13 protein-coding genes are annotated in these 15,468 nt (G+C 25.4%); 12 read left to right on the top strand and 1 reads right to left on the bottom strand.

What is annotated here, in order from left to right; translation table 4 throughout:
* Positions 1-236 precede the first annotated feature (236 nt).
* Both rplM and rpsI read left to right on the top strand, forming a co-directional pair.
* On the top strand, positions 237-695 hold the full coding sequence (gene rplM, locus EXC57_RS04645; RefSeq protein WP_004024763.1) for a 50S ribosomal protein L13: 459 nt from the start codon (positions 237-239) through the stop codon (positions 693-695).
* A gap of 14 nt (positions 696-709) precedes the next feature.
* A complete protein-coding gene (gene rpsI / locus EXC57_RS04640) occupies positions 710-1,099 on the top strand; it encodes a 30S ribosomal protein S9 (RefSeq protein ID WP_004024762.1) in 390 nt (129 codons plus the stop codon).
* 313 nt (positions 1,100-1,412) lie between these two features.
* On the opposite strand, the gene EXC57_RS04630 is transcribed toward rpsI, so the two are convergent.
* Entirely contained in the window at positions 1,413-2,387 is a 975-nt protein-coding gene (locus EXC57_RS04630) for an IS30 family transposase (protein WP_129692514.1), read from the bottom strand.
* A gap of 55 nt (positions 2,388-2,442) precedes the next feature.
* Here EXC57_RS04630 and EXC57_RS04625 point away from each other — a divergent pair, with 55 nt between their 5' ends.
* The 10 genes from EXC57_RS04625 (at position 2,443) to nadE (ending at position 15,432) form a co-directional block, all read left to right on the top strand.
* Positions 2,443-3,270 carry an Abi family protein gene (locus EXC57_RS04625; protein WP_129692698.1) on the top strand — a complete coding sequence of 276 codons (828 nt, stop codon included), beginning with the start codon at positions 2,443-2,445 and terminating at the stop codon, positions 3,268-3,270.
* Between the two features lie 120 nt (positions 3,271-3,390).
* Positions 3,391-4,689, top strand: a complete 1,299-nt coding sequence (gene tig, locus EXC57_RS04620; protein WP_004024760.1) for a trigger factor — start codon at positions 3,391-3,393, stop codon at positions 4,687-4,689.
* 110 nt (positions 4,690-4,799) lie between these two features.
* The gene (locus tag EXC57_RS04615) at positions 4,800-5,771 is read left to right on the top strand and encodes a hypothetical protein (RefSeq protein ID WP_004024759.1); all 972 of its coding nucleotides are present in this window, start codon (positions 4,800-4,802) and stop codon (positions 5,769-5,771) included.
* A gap of 142 nt (positions 5,772-5,913) precedes the next feature.
* Positions 5,914-8,223, top strand: a complete 2,310-nt coding sequence (gene lon / locus EXC57_RS04610) for an endopeptidase La (RefSeq protein WP_004024758.1) — start codon at positions 5,914-5,916, stop codon at positions 8,221-8,223.
* Between the two features lie 156 nt (positions 8,224-8,379).
* Positions 8,380-9,354, top strand: a complete 975-nt coding sequence (locus tag EXC57_RS04605) for an IS30 family transposase (RefSeq protein ID WP_129692520.1) — start codon at positions 8,380-8,382, stop codon at positions 9,352-9,354.
* 267 nt (positions 9,355-9,621) lie between these two features.
* Entirely contained in the window at positions 9,622-10,890 is a 1,269-nt protein-coding gene (gene hisS, locus EXC57_RS04600) for a histidine--tRNA ligase (protein ID WP_004024757.1), read from the top strand.
* A gap of 9 nt (positions 10,891-10,899) precedes the next feature.
* Positions 10,900-12,636 carry an aspartate--tRNA ligase gene (gene aspS / locus EXC57_RS04595; protein WP_004024756.1) on the top strand — a complete coding sequence of 579 codons (1,737 nt, stop codon included), beginning with the start codon at positions 10,900-10,902 and terminating at the stop codon, positions 12,634-12,636.
* 193 nt (positions 12,637-12,829) lie between these two features.
* The gene (locus tag EXC57_RS05205; RefSeq protein WP_004024755.1) at positions 12,830-13,423 is read left to right on the top strand and encodes an MPN565 family protein; all 594 of its coding nucleotides are present in this window, start codon (positions 12,830-12,832) and stop codon (positions 13,421-13,423) included.
* A 1-nt stretch (position 13,424) separates the two neighbouring features.
* Positions 13,425-14,705, top strand: coding sequence for a GTPase ObgE (gene obgE / locus EXC57_RS04590; RefSeq protein ID WP_004024754.1), 1,281 nt, complete (start codon positions 13,425-13,427; stop codon positions 14,703-14,705).
* A complete protein-coding gene (gene nadE / locus EXC57_RS04585; RefSeq protein ID WP_004024753.1) occupies positions 14,692-15,432 on the top strand; it encodes an NAD(+) synthase in 741 nt (246 codons plus the stop codon). Before obgE ends, nadE begins: the two co-directional genes overlap by 14 nt.
* Positions 15,433-15,468: the final 36 nt, after the last annotated feature.

Here is a 15,468-nt window from a genome sequence, read left to right as displayed (position 1 = left end):
TTGTAATTAAAACTATAAATTTACCATTTCGTCTATGAGATTGCATTGCAATTTAAATGTATAATTAATAGTTTATTTTTTAAATATAATGTATAATATTTGTGTGTATTGTAAGAGGATTTGAAAATGGCTTTTCAAATTGTCTCTTGTTGAAATGTAATTATTATATCTATACATATAGATATTTTTTTTGTTTTTAATATATAATATTATTTGTGTTTATCTAGGAGATCACAATGCAAAAAACAACTTTTCTAAAAAAAGAACAAGTATTAAATAATAAGAAATGATACATTATTGATGCAACAGATCAAATATTGGGTAGGTTAGCTGTTGAAGTTGCAAACATACTTCGTGGTAAAAACAAACCAAGTTTTACTCCAAATGTTGATAGTGGTGATAATGTTATAATCATTAACTCTGATAAGGTTAAATTAAGTAGCGATAAAGCTGAAAAAGAAATATGATATTCTCACTCAGGATATATTGGTGGATTAAGAGCAAGACCTGGTAAAGTAATGCTTTCTAAATACTCTGATGAATTAGTTGTTGGGGCTGTAAAAGGTATGTTACCAAAAAACAGATTATCTAACCAATTAATAAAAAAATTACATGTTTATAAAAATGATAAACATCCACATGAAGCTCAAAAAGCTGAAACTTATACATTAAAACATAAAGTAGTAGGAAAATAAGGTAGGAAATAAAAATGGCAGTAGAATACAAAGGATTAGGAAGAAGAAAATCTTCTGTAGCTAAAGTTAAATTAATTCCAGGTACTGGAAAAATCTCAATTAATGGAAAAAAACCTGAAACTTATTTTCCAAACTCATTAGTTATTCAAGATATGGAACAACCTCTTGTTTTAACTGATACTAAAAAAAGTTATGATGTGTTTGTTAAAGTTGAAGGTGGTGGATTTACAGGTCAAGCTGGTGCTATTAGATTAGGAATAGCTAGAGCTTTATTAATTGCTAATCCAGATTTTAGAAAAACTTTAAAATCTCAAAAACTTCTTACAAGAGATTCAAGAGTTAAAGAAAGAAAAAAATATGGATTATATGGTGCAAGAAGAAGCCCACAATTTACAAAACGTTAATTTTGTATGTGCATTGTTATGCACATTTTTTATTTACATATAAAATATATTTGTCATAAATGTGTTAGTATATATATGTAGTTCCCAGCCCATTATTGAAAAATAATCCTGGGGGTTTTTTATTGTATTGAGAGAGAGTAAATATGAGAATTTTTAAAATAAAAAAATACAAATATAATGAAGATAGAATTGATTTAAATCATAATACATGAAGAATACGTAATGATTTAAACCCTAACTGACATGTGAAGTGCAACACTTCAATGTTACATTAAACTCTCGACTTTGAAATATAAGTTGAGAGTTTTTTGTTTTAAATATTTTCTTGATACATTTGGTAAGCTGTTTTATAACCAAACATTTTTCTTGGGATGTTGTTTACTTTTCATTCAAGAGTTTTTATTTTATCTTCACTTACTAAACTGAAGTCAGTTCCTTTTTTATATCATCTTCTAACTATCCCATTTATGTTCTCGTTGGACCCTCTTTGGAATGAAGAATAAGGTTGGCAATAATAAACTTTAAAGTTGAATTGTTTTGCAGTTATTCCCATCATTTGAAACTCTAACCCATTATCAACAGTGATGCTTTTTATTGGGAGTTTTTCATCTCGAATAATGGTATACATTTTAGCCATCATTGATCTAGCGTTTTTACCTTTTATTTTTCTAATAATTGCCAACCTTGTTTTTCTTTCTACTAATGTTAATAAGTGGTAATAACCACTTTGCCTTTTACTAACTATTAGATCAGCTTCTCAATGTCCAAATTCTTTTCTTTTGTTTATCTTTTCTGGTCTTAGACTATAAGGAATGCAGTATTTTCCATCAATTTTAGAAAATATACCTATTTTTCTTCTTTTTCCTTTAACATATTTTCTTCTTAAACAATCTCTTCTTTGTATCTTTCAAATCTTGCTATTGATTCATCTAAATACTTGCCTAGCACTTGGAACTTTAACTAATGGATAGTTTTCTTTTATTCAAAAAATTGTAGCTTCTACACCATGAGATTTAGGATTAAATTTTTGAATAAAAAGATCTGTGAAGTTTTTGTACTTCAACATAAAAAACATATGACAATTTGATTTTCTTCTAATGTATTTTTTGTGAGCATTTGATGAATAATAAATTCCTGTTGAAGATGTGTTTCTTTTTAATTCTCTTGATATTGTTGATTTGTTTTTATTTAAGATTTTTGCAATCTTATTCATAGAATATTTTTCTTTATTTCAAAGAAAATAAATTAAGCATCTTTCTTCTTTTGTTAAATGTTTATAAGTTTTCATAAGCACTCCTAATATTCATTATCTTTTTATTAGTGAACACTTACAAACAAAACAAATGAAGTGCACACTCTTTTTCGAGTGTTGCACTTCACATGTCAGTCGAGCTTTAAATCATAATACATGAAGAATACGTAATGATTTAAATTGATTACTTTCTAATCATTATAATTCCAATGAACTTTATTCTCTTTACTGACTTGATAACAATTTAAAAAATGTTTGCTTTCCATGAGTTTTAAAATTAGAAAGACAATTTAAATCAGCTTTTATATACTTTTATAAAGATAGATACCAAAGCGATGAAATTAAATTTGTATTGGATAAAGAAATATATTCTAAAAGAAGAGATAAACAGAAAAAAGAAGCAATCTCAAAAAGAGTTAATGACTTAGTAAAAGAAAACAACATTATTAAAATAGATCAGTTAATTTTTTCTTTAATGTTTGGTGAGTTTGTAAATTTTATAATTTATTTTGATAATTCTCTTTTACAAAAACTAGCAAACCATTTCAGAATGGAATTGAGTGTTTTTGTTAACTGTATAAAGTATTTAAATATTTTAAGAAATGCTATAGCTCATAACAAGACAATAATTAAAATAATCGATGAAAAAAATAATAAAAGATATTCATTAAAAAAAGATTTATTTAACTTTCCAATAAGCAAAATTGCAATAGATATTATTTCATCTAATGTTTCTGGTAGCATATTTACCATAAAACAATTTTTAATTAAATCTGATAGAAAAAAAGTTTCTTCTTTTATAAAAGAAATAAAAAAACAACTTAAGCTTTTTAAAAAAGAACTAAATGATAATGATGTGTATAATAGATTCATTAGAAAAATATTTTTAAATTATCTTGATGATATTTTGTATTATTAATTTTTAAATTATTTAATATCATAAAAAGAAATTATTTATGATAAACTAAGTAAATTTAATAATTTAATTATTTAGCAATTATTAATTTATAATATTAAAGTTATTATTTTTGGAGTTTTTATGAAAATATTAGAAAGTAAGAAAAACAAAGACACTTATGACTTTGTTGTTCAAGTAGACAAAAATGCATGAGAAGCAGAACAATTAAAAGCTTTAAATGCTTTATCTAAAAATGTAAAAATTGATGGATTTAGAAAAGGTAAAGTTCCAAAAACTGAAGCAATTAAAAGAATTAATCCTATGGATGTATTTGATAGAGCATTAAACAAAATTATAAGTCCAACAGCTGTTGCTTTAGTTGATTCAAAAGAATTCAAAAAAGTAGAAGATGATTTATTAGACATTTCTCCAAAAGTTGAAGTTTCAAAAGTGGAAAAAGATAATCTTGAACTTAAATTCACTTATACTTTATATCCAGATGTAAAAGTTGATGGATATAAAGACATTAAAGTAAAAGCAAAACTTGAAAAAGTTACAGATGAAATTTTAAAGAAAGAAATAGATGGATACCTTGAAAAAAATGCAATGACTGTTCCAAAAAATGGTCCAATTGCAAAAGGTGATATAGTAACTTTTGACTTTAAAGGATTTGTAGATAAAAAACCTTTCCAAGGTGGAGAAGCTAAAAATTATGAACTAAAAATTGGTTCTGGACAATTTATTCCTGGATTTGAAGATCAAATGATTGGTTTAAAAGAAAAAGATGAAAAAACTATATCTGTAAAATTCCCAAAAGATTACCATGAAAAATCATTGGCTAATAAAGATGCTGAATTTGAAATTACTATTCATTCTGTAAGTGAAATTGAAAAAGCTGAATTAAATGATGAATATATTAAATCTTTAAATATTAAAGATGTTGCAACTGTTGATTCATTTAAAAAATATTTAAAAGAAAATCTTGAAAAAACATATAAACAAAGATATGAATATGATGCAAAATTAGAAATCTTAAATGAAATTGGAAAATTAACAAAAGTTTCAAATTTGCCTAAAGAACTAATTGAACAAGAAAAAACAAAAATAACAAATGCATTACAACAACAAATTCAAATGTATGGAATGAGTATTGATCAATACATAAGCATGTTGGGAATGAGCAAAGAAGATTTTGATAAAAAACATGCTGAACAAGCAAAACTAAATTGTCATATCTCTTTTGGTATGTTAAAAATTGCTGAAATTGAAAAAATTGAACCAACTGAAAAAGAGATAGATGCTGAAATAGAAAAAGTTTCTAAGACTTATGGCATTACAAAAGAAGAATTAATGAAAAGAATTAACAATGATACAAGTTTTGTAGAATCAATGTTAACAGAAGATAAAGTTATTAATTTAATTCTTAAAAAAAATAAATAATAATAAAGAATGTTAAAATAACGCACAAGTTGTGTTATTTTTTCGTTTGTACTTAATTTCTTGAATCGTTAAATATATTTATATATAATTTTGAATTGAGAAGAGGACTTATGATTTTTTATTTTATTGGTGGTGCTTTTTTAACAACAATTTCTGGGGCAGCAACTATATTTGGTACAATAAATTCATTTACTGAATATCAAAATTTATCCAATGTTTATAATTTCCAAAATATTAATAGTTATTCTGGTGTAAAGGGTATATCTTTTGATGATTTTTTACATAACTACAATATTTCAAATGATAAGAAAGCAAAATTTAAAACATATACAGGTTTGGATTTATCTGAAGCTTTGGGTTATAAAGTTAAATTAAATAATGTTGTAACTGTTACAGATTTTACAAATTGATCAAATGAAATAAGAACTAAAATTCCAAATTATTCTTTAAATTTTCCCGATAGTAAAAAATTTTTAGATTCTGTTATCAACATCTCATATGTTAATGCAAACAAAACAGGGTTTATTGTTGGTGCCACTGTTTGTGGTATAGGTGTACTTGCATTAATAGGTTTAGTTGGATTCTATTTTTCTTCTAACCATAGATTGAGTTTTGATAAAGAGGTTGATAAAGAAGGATTATTTTTTAGAAAGACTAAGAAAAATAGTAATGAATATAGTTATAAAAATCATAGAAATACTAATTTTGATTATGATTTTACTAAAGCAAACAAAACGCCAACAAGACAACAACCATCATATGTTAATAAATTAGTTAATAATGAAAATAAATTTTCTAGTAATTTAGATAAATTTGAAGATGATGATAAATCTTTTACATTATTTGGTCAATCAACAAAAGTGAGCAAAAACAATAATTTTAATCAAAAAACCAAACCAATAGAATTACCAAAAACAAAACCAATAGATTTATCAAGAACAAGACCAATACAATTTTCAGAAAGTCAAAGACAAAACACTAATATAGAAAATAAAAATCCAAGAGTTGATGCAAGAAATTCAACAAACACAATAAAAATAGATTTTGATAAATACAAAAAAGAAAATCAAAACAAGAAATAAAAATCTTACTGATTTTCTTTTTTATATTAATTTAAATTTGTATAAAAATTATCACTTGACTTATTAATGTGCTAAAATTTGTTTATATTACGAATTACATTATTTGTGATTTGTTTTGTTATATCTGAATAGGGGGGAAAAAATGAAAAAACAGAACATGGCAAATTTATTAATCACTAGGGGGATTGTTATTTATCCAGATACTAGTGAACTTATTGACGTAGGAAGAGACATATCTATAAATGCAATTGAAGATCACATTAAAAATAAAACTAATATTATTGTGGTTTCTCAAAAAAACCCATCAATAGATAGTCCTAAAAAAAATGATATTTATAAAGTTGGTACTCTTTGCAAAATTTCAATTCAAGATAAATTGGAAGATGGATCATTAATTATAAGAGTTGATGGTTTGCAAAGAGTTTCACTAACTAAAATAAATGATAATAATCCAAAGATTGTATTATCTGAATTTAAACCCTTACCAACAACACAAAAATTATCACCAAACAATTATGAAACTGCTATTGAGTTGATTAAAGATGGTGAAAATAAACTATTAAGTTTAGAATTTGTAAATGATAATTTAATAAAAAAATGAATTCTTAATAATGATTCTTTAGTTCAAGGACTTTATTATTATTTATATTGTGTAAAATTAAGTCTTTCAGAAAAACAAGAATATCTAGAACAAACTGATGAAAATAGATTATTCCAAAAAATGATGTCTGCCATTATTGATGAAGATGAAGCTAGAAAAATTGATAATGTTATTTCTAAAAAAATTAATGCTAATCTTTCAAAACAACAAAAAGAATTTTACTTAAGAGAAAGAATTCGTGCTATGAAAGAAGAACTTGGTGATATCACAACAAGAGAAGATGATTCAGAATCTATTAGAGAAAAAGTTAAAAATAACCCATATCCTGAAAACATTAGAAAAAGAATTTTAAGTGAATTAAACAAAATGGAATCATCAAGTAATTCTAATGAATATTCTATTTCAAAATCTTATGTTGATTGATTATTAGATTTACCTTACTGACAAAAAACAAATGATGTTAAAGAACTTGATAAAGTTGAAGATGTTTTAAATAACAACCATTATGGATTGGAAAAAGTAAAAGAAAGAATAATTGAATATCTTGCTGTAAGAATGAAATCAGAGAAAGCAAAAGGTTCTATTATTTGTTTAGTTGGTCCACCAGGTGTTGGTAAAACATCATTAGCTCAATCTATTGCAGAATCACTTAATAAAAAATTTGTTAAGGTTTCATTAGGTGGTATGAAAGATGAATCTGAATTAAAAGGTCATAGAAAAACATATATTGGTGCAATGCCGGGAAGAATTATTAAAAGCATGCACAAAGCAGGAGTAAACAACCCTGTTTTCTTACTTGATGAAATTGATAAACTAGCAAGTGACCATAGAGGTGATCCAGCATCTGCATTACTTGATATTTTGGACCCAGAACAAAATAGTAAATTTAGTGACAACTACATTGAAGAAGATTATGACCTATCAAATGTGTTGTTTATTGCAACTGCAAATTATGAAGAAAACATTCCTGGTCCTTTAGCTGATAGATTAGAAATTATTAGATTAAGTTCATACACTGAAAATGAGAAAAAAGCTATTGCTAAAAATCATTTAATAAAAAAAGTTATTAATGAATCTGGTATCAAAAAAGATGAATTAAAGTTTAAAGATGAAGCAATTGATTACATTATAAAAAGATATACAAGAGAAGCTGGTGTAAGAGAACTTGAAAGATTGATAAGACAAATTACTAGAAAATTCATTGTTAAACAACAAAAAAATAAAATCAAAACCCAAGAGATTGGTGTTAATGAAGTAAAAGATTATCTTAAAAAAGAAATCTATGATTATACATCAAAAGACAAAGAATCAATTCCAGGAGTTGTTAATGGTATGGCATACACAACTGTTGGTGGTGATTTATTGCCAATTGAAGCTACATATTCAAAAGGTAAAGGAAAAATTGTTATCACTGGTAATTTAAAAGAAACAATGAAAGAGTCTGTTTCAGTTGCTTTAGGTTATGTAAAAGCTAATGCAAAGAAATTTGAATTAGATCCAGAATTGTTTGAAAAAATTGATTTACATATTCATGTTCCAAGTGGGGGAATTCCAAAAGATGGTCCAAGTGCTGGTATAGCTTTAACAACAGCAATTCTTTCATCGTTAAAGAACGTGAAAATTCCATCAAATGTTGCCATGACAGGAGAAATCACATTAAGAGGAAGAGTTTTAATTATTGGTGGAGTTAAAGAAAAAACTATCTCAGCATTCAGAGGTGGAGCAAATGATATCTTTATGCCTAAAGAAGACGAAAGATATTTGGATGATGTTCCAAAAGAAGTGTTATCAAAAATTAAAGTTACACTTGTTGATACATATGATGATGTATACAATAGATTGTTTAAATAATTTATTAAAATAAATTAACTTGCAACTAATTTAAAATAGTTGCAAGTTTTTGCTCGACTGACATGTGAAGTGCAACACTCGAAAAAGAGTGTGCACTTCATTTGTTTTGTTTGTAAGTGTTCACTAATAAAAAGATAATGAATATTAGGAGTGCTTATGAAAACTTATAAACATTTAACAAAAGAAGAAAGATGCTTAATTTATTTTCTTTGAAATAAAGAAAAATATTCTATGAATAAGATTGCAAAAATCTTAAATAAAAACAAATCAACAATATCAAGAGAGTTGAAGAGAAACACATCTTCAGCAGGAATTTATTATTCATCATCTGCTCACAAAAAATACATTAGAAGAAAATCAAATTGTCATATGTTTTTTATGTTGAAGTACAAAAACTTCACAGATCTTTTTATTCAAAAATTTAATCCTAAATCTCATGGTGTAGAAGCTACAATTTTTTGAATAAAAGAAAACTATCCATTAGTTAAAGTTCCAAGTGCTAGGCAAGTATTTAGATGAATCAATAGCAAGATTTGAAAGATACAAAGAAGAGATTGTTTAAGAAGAAAATATGTTAAAGAAAAAAGAAGAAAAATAGGTATATTTTCTAAAATTTATGGAAAATACTGCATTCCTTATAGTCTAAGACCAGAAAAGATAAACAATAGAAAAGAATTTGGACATTGAGAAGCTGATCTAATAGTTAGTAAAAGGCAAAGTGGTTATTACCACTTATTAACATTAGTAGAAAGAAAAACAAGGTTGGCAATTATTAGAAAAATAAAAGGGAAAAACGCTAGATCAATGATGGCTAAAATGTATACCATTATTCGAGATGAAAAACTCCCAATAAAAAGCATCACTGTTGATAATGGGTTAGAGTTTCAAATGATGGGAATAACTGCAAAACAATTCAACTTTAAAGTTTATTATTGCCAACCTTATTCTTCATTCCAAAGAGGGTCCAACGAGAACATAAATGGGATAGTTAGAAGATGATATAAAAAAGGAACTGACTTCAGTTTAGTAAGTGAAGATAAAATAAAAACTCTTGAATGAAAAGTAAACAACATCCCAAGAAAAATGTTTGGTTATAAAACAGCTTACCAAATGTATCAAGAAAATATTTAAAACAAAAAACTCTCAACTTATATTTCAAAGTCGAGAGTTTAATGTAATATTGAAGTGTTGCACTTCACATGTCAGTTAGGGAAATTAACTTGCAACTAATTTAAAATAGTTGCAAGTTTTTTATATAATTTAATATCAAATAAAAGTTTTAATCAATTTAATAATTAATGTTTAAAAATAAAAATTATTTATTTTGAATTAATTAGAACTTATAAAAAATTAATTAAATAGTTTATTTATAATTAATATGTTTGTTTAGGAGTGTTTATGAGTTTTAGCAAGCCAAGAGGCACACAAGATATATATTTTGAAGATAGTTTATATTTTAATAAAGTTGTTGATGTTTTAAAACAGGTGTCAAAGATTTTTAATTATTCTGAAATATTAACTCCAATTTTTGAATCTAAAGATCTTTTTGTTAGAAATATTGGCGCAACAACCGATATTGTCACAAAAGAATTTTATGATTTCAAAGATAAAGGGGATAGAGATTTAGTTTTGAGACCTGAAAATACTGTTGGTGTTATAAGAGCTGTTGTTGAAAACAAATTAGCTTTGAGCAACCCTTTACCATTAAATTTTTTCTATATTGGTCCAATGTTTAGATACGAACGTCCTCAAAATGGAAGATATAGACAATTTTACCAATTTGGTATTGAAAAAATTGGCATAAAAAATGTTTATGACCAAATAGAAGCTATTTTACTTTCTAATACAATATTAAAAACCTTAAACATTAAACAATATAAATTAAAAATAAATTTTATTGGCGATATAGAAACAAGAGAAAAATGAATTAATGAATTGAAAAAATATTTTTCTAAATTTAAAGATAATCTAACTCAAGATTCAATTAATAGAATTGATAAAAATCCATTAAGAATATTGGATGATAAAATAGATGGTGAAAAACAATTTGTAAAAGATGCTCCTAAAATTGATAAATACCTTACAAATAAAGAAAAAGAAGAAGTAAATGAAATTATAAGATTATTAAAATCATTAGATATAGAATTTGAATTTGATAGAACAATGGTAAGAGGTTTAGATTATTATTGTGGATTAGTTTTTGAATTTATAAGTACATCCAATATTTTGATTGGACAATCTACTTTAATAGGTGGTGGAAAATATTCAAAACTTGTTGAAGAAATAGGTGGTCCAAATCTTGATTGTGTAGGTTTTGGTCTTGGTATTGATAGAATTATAATTGCATATAAAAACGAAAATCAAGAAAAACTTACAACAAAAATAGATTTATATATTGCTTCGATAGGTGATGATCAAAAAGTAAAAGATGTTTGCTTTATATTAAACAATTTAGCCAGACTAAATGGTTTAGTTAGTTCTTGCAATAATGATCTTTCAAAACTTGATAAACACTTTAAATATGCTGAAAAATTATCACCAAGATTTATTGCTATATTGGGTAAAAAAGAACTTGAAAAAAATATAGTTATTCTAAAAGATCAAACATCAAAAAAAGAAGAAACAATAAATTTATTAGAATTTGTAGAAAAAATAAAAAACAAATAGGAGGTAAAAATGTTTAATTATATTTTTTGTAATGATATTTCCAATAAATATTTAAATAAAATAGTTTCAATAAATGGATGAGTTAAAAAAAATAGAAAGCTTGGTAATTTAATTTTTATAGATTTATATGATAGAAGTGGTATTGTTCAGATTGTTGTTGATGAAAAAAATAAGTTTTTTTCTCAATGCCAAAACATAACTAAAGAATCTGTCATTAATGTAGTTGGAAAGGTTGTAAAAAGATCTAATCCAAATAAAGATTTACCAACAGGAAATTATGAAATTTTACTTGAAGAACTTAAAGTTTTTTCAAAAGCTAAAACTCCACCATTTTTAATTCAAGAAGAAACTGATGGATTAGAAGACATAAGATTAAAATATAGATATTTGGATTTAAGAAGACCAAATGTTCAAAAAAATATTATTTTAAGAAGTAAGATAATAAATTCATTTAGATCTTTTTTTGTAGATAATGATTTTGTTGAAATTGAAACCCCATATTTATCTAAGCAAACCCCAGAAGGTGCTCGTGATTATTTAGTACCAACAAGAAATCAAACTTTTTATGCTTTGCCTCAATCACCACAAATATATAAACAGTTACTTATGGTTTCTGGTATGATGAGATACTTTCAAGTGGCAAGATGTTTTAGAGACGAAGATTTAAGAGCTGACAGACAACCTGAATTTACACAATTGGATATTGAAATGTCTTTTGTTAATCAAGACAACATTATTGATATTTTAGAAAATGCTTTTAAATTTGTTTTTAAAAAAGCATTAGATGTTGATGTTAAAATTCCTTTCCAAAGAATGGATTATAAATATGCAATGGAAAATTATGGTTCTGATAAACCAGACTTAAGATTTGACTATAAAATATTAGATTTTAATAAATATTTCAATAAAACAAGTTTCATGATTTTTAAAAATATATTATCTAATAAAGGTTTTGTTAAAGGTATTTTAATTGATACAAAAGAGTTAAGTAAAAGTGAAATAAAAACTTTAGAAAAAATAGCATTAGATAATGGTGCTAAAGGTCTTGCTTGATTAACTATAAAAAACAAAGAAGTTTCAAATGGATCAATAGCTAAGGTTATTGAGAAAGATATAATTGACGAAATTATAAAAGATTTTAAGTTTAACAATGGAACAATAGTTTTTGTCGCAGATAATTTTGATACATCATTAAAATCACTTGGTGCTATTAGAAAAGAACTTCCTAAAGTGGCTGATATTAAATTGGATAAAGAATTTGCTTTTGCTTGAATATTAAATTGACCTCTTTATGAATATAGTGCAGAAGAAGATAGATTTGTATCAGCTCACCACCCTTTTACATCACCATCAATCGATACATTAGAAAATTTTGATATAGACAAAGAAAATGCCAAAGCACAAGCTTATGATATTGTTTTAAATGGTTATGAAATTGGTGGAGGATCAATTAGAATTTATGATAGAAAAATTCAGGAAAGGGTTTTTAAATCATTAGGATTATCGACTGAAGAAATAAATGATAAATTTGGTTTTTTATTAAATGCTTTTGAATACGGTGTTCCACCACACGGAGGTATTGCTTTAGGTATAGATAGACTTGTAATGATAATGACAAATTCTGATAGCATTAGAGATGTAATAGCGTTTCCTAAAAATTCAAAAGGAATTGATACTATGATGAACACACCAAGTGATGTTGATAGCAAATCGCTTAGTGAACTTGGTATTTTATTAAAAAAATAAAACTTATCACACAACAACTTAATAGTAAATAATATACTTTTATATCTAGTTAAATATTTAAAGGCAATTAAAATGTTTTGCCTAAGAGTGTTAAAACTAGATATTTTTATTTGTAGTTTAATTATTTAAAATCAATTATTGAAATACTAAAAACTATATTAAAATTTGTTTTATAATTTTATTGTTTTAAGTTATGGAAAATAAATTTAGTAGTGCAAATATTCAACAAACAATTAAAACACCAAATTTTTTAATTTTGTGTTTTTGTTTTTTTGTTGTGGTATTGCCAAACATTTTTATTTGAGTTTTTTTAGGTGAATTTAATCAATCTAAATTGAATTGAGTTATTCCATATAATGGAAAAAATTTACCATTATTTAATCCATTAATTATTGCTGTATTATTTGGGGTTTTGTTTTTTAGTTTATTAATGTATTTAGTAATTTTCTTATTTAAAAAAATAAATTATGATGCTTTACCTTTTATTCTTATGGTTAATGCAATGTGTTTTTGTGCAATACTATCTGGTATGATTCCATACAATCAGTCAAATCATGTTTTTATCATTGTTGCTAGATTTTTACTAACTATTGTAATAACACTAATAGTGTTTTTTGTTTCAAACAAATTCACAAATATTTTGTTACTTAAATCTAATCATTCATTTGTTTTGTTTAACGAATATAAAAAAGAACTTATAGAGGAAGCAATTGAAAGAAAAAAATTTAAAAAAATAGTAGGTAATAAAAAAGAAAAAGATTATATAGAAATTGAAAATGAGGAGTAGTATGCAATTTGTAGATAAATGCATTATTGAATTTAAAGCTGGTGATGGTGGTAATGGTATAGTAAGTTGAAGAAAAGAAGCACACTACCCAGAAGGTGGTCCTTGAGGTGGTGATGGTGGTGATGGTGGTGACATAATTATTGTTGGTGATCACAATCAGAACTCGTTGTTTCACTTAAGATACAACAAAAAAATAACAGCAAAAAATGGTGAAAATGGAGGAAGTAAACTTTGCCATGGGGCCAACGGCGAAAACGTTTATGTCAAAGTCCCAATAGGAACAGTTATAAAAAATGAAGAAACTAATGAAGTTATAGTTGATATATTACAAGAAAAACAAACATATGTTCTTTGTAAAGGCGGAAAGGGCGGACACGGAAATGCTTTTTTCAAATCAAGTTATAATAAAGCTCCAAAACTTTTTGAAAACGGTGACAAAGGTGAATATATTAAAGCTAAATTAGAATTAAAATATATTGCTGATGTTGGTATGGTTGGATTTCCAAATGCTGGAAAATCAACATTTATTAGTAAAATATCAAATGCTAAACCTAAAGTTGCTAATTATAGATTTACCACATTAACTCCTGTTTTGGGAGTTGTTAAAAAAGATAGTGCAGAACTTGTTTTTGCTGACATCCCAGGAATTATTGAAGGTGCGAGTGAGGGTGTAGGTTTGGGGTTTGAATTTTTGAAGCATATAGAAAGATGTCATTTTTTAATTCATTTAATATCGATGGATGAAATTGATAATGATGATGCTTATAAGTCTTTTGAAATTATAAATAATGAATTGCAAAAATATAAAAAAGAATTACTTAACAAAAGAATATATATAGTTGCTAATAAAATAGACTCTAGTAATAGTAAAAAAAATATTGAAAAAATGAAGAAAAAATTGGGTAACAATGTTTATTTTATTTCAGCTATCAATAACAAAGGCATTGATGATGTTGTAAGTGACATTTTTGAAGAGTATAAAAAATATCAAGAAGCATGAAAAAAAGAACTTCAAGATGAAATTGATTCATATAAACTTGTTAAAGTTATAAAAGAACCAAATGATGTGATTTCAATAACACAAATTGATGTTGGAGTCTGAAATGTCGAGTCAAAAAGAATTCAATATTGATTTGATAAAATACCACAAACTACTGAAGACAACTTAATTAGATTTAACCAAAAAATAAAAATTGAAGAAATTCAAAATCAATTAATAGAAAAAGGAGCTAAAATAGGAGACACTTTTATAATATGTGGTGTTGAGTATGTTATCGACTAATATGAAAAATTATGAAAAAAAAATAGAAATCATAGTTGATTTTATTAAAAAGTATTTGCTAGAGGCAAAAGCAAAAGGAATTGTTTTTGGAATTTCTGGTGGAATAGATTCTGCTCTTATTGGAGCCATAGCAAGCAAATATTTTAAAAATAATCATCTTGCATTAACAATGAATATAAATAATTCCTTAAAAGATATTGAAGATGGAAAATTAGTTATTAATCATTTTGATTTAAACCATGTAGATGTTAATCTAGATAATGTCTATAAAGAATTTTGTAAAGTTGTTCCTAACATTGAAAAGGGATTAGGGAATTTAAAAGCAAGAATTAGAATGAATGTTTTATATAGTTATGCTGTTAAATATGATTATTTAGTTGTAGGAACATCTAATGCTGATGAATTTATAACAGGATATTTTACAAAGTATGGAGATAGTGGGTCTGATATTATGCCGCTTGTAAATCTAACCAAGAAATCAATATATGAGTGTGCTAAATTATTAAATGTTCCAAACCAAATAATTTTAAAAAAACCTACAGCTGGTCTATTTGAAAACCAAAGTGATGAAGAGGATTTAAAAGTCTCATATAATGTTATTGATTCATATCTTGAGGGTGAAAAAATAGATCATAAAGACAAAGAAAGAATTGAATATTTAAAATCAATTTCTGAACACAAAAGAAAATTTCCCCCATCCCCACTACCAAAAGACAAATTACTTTAATTATTAATGACTACTATAAAAGATATTAAAACTTTT

The organism is Malacoplasma iowae (genome assembly GCF_900660615.1).
Lineage (GTDB): Bacteria > Bacillota_I > Bacilli_A > Mycoplasmatales > Mycoplasmoidaceae > Malacoplasma > Malacoplasma iowae.
This window is presented reverse-complemented; position numbering and strand designations above follow the sequence as displayed.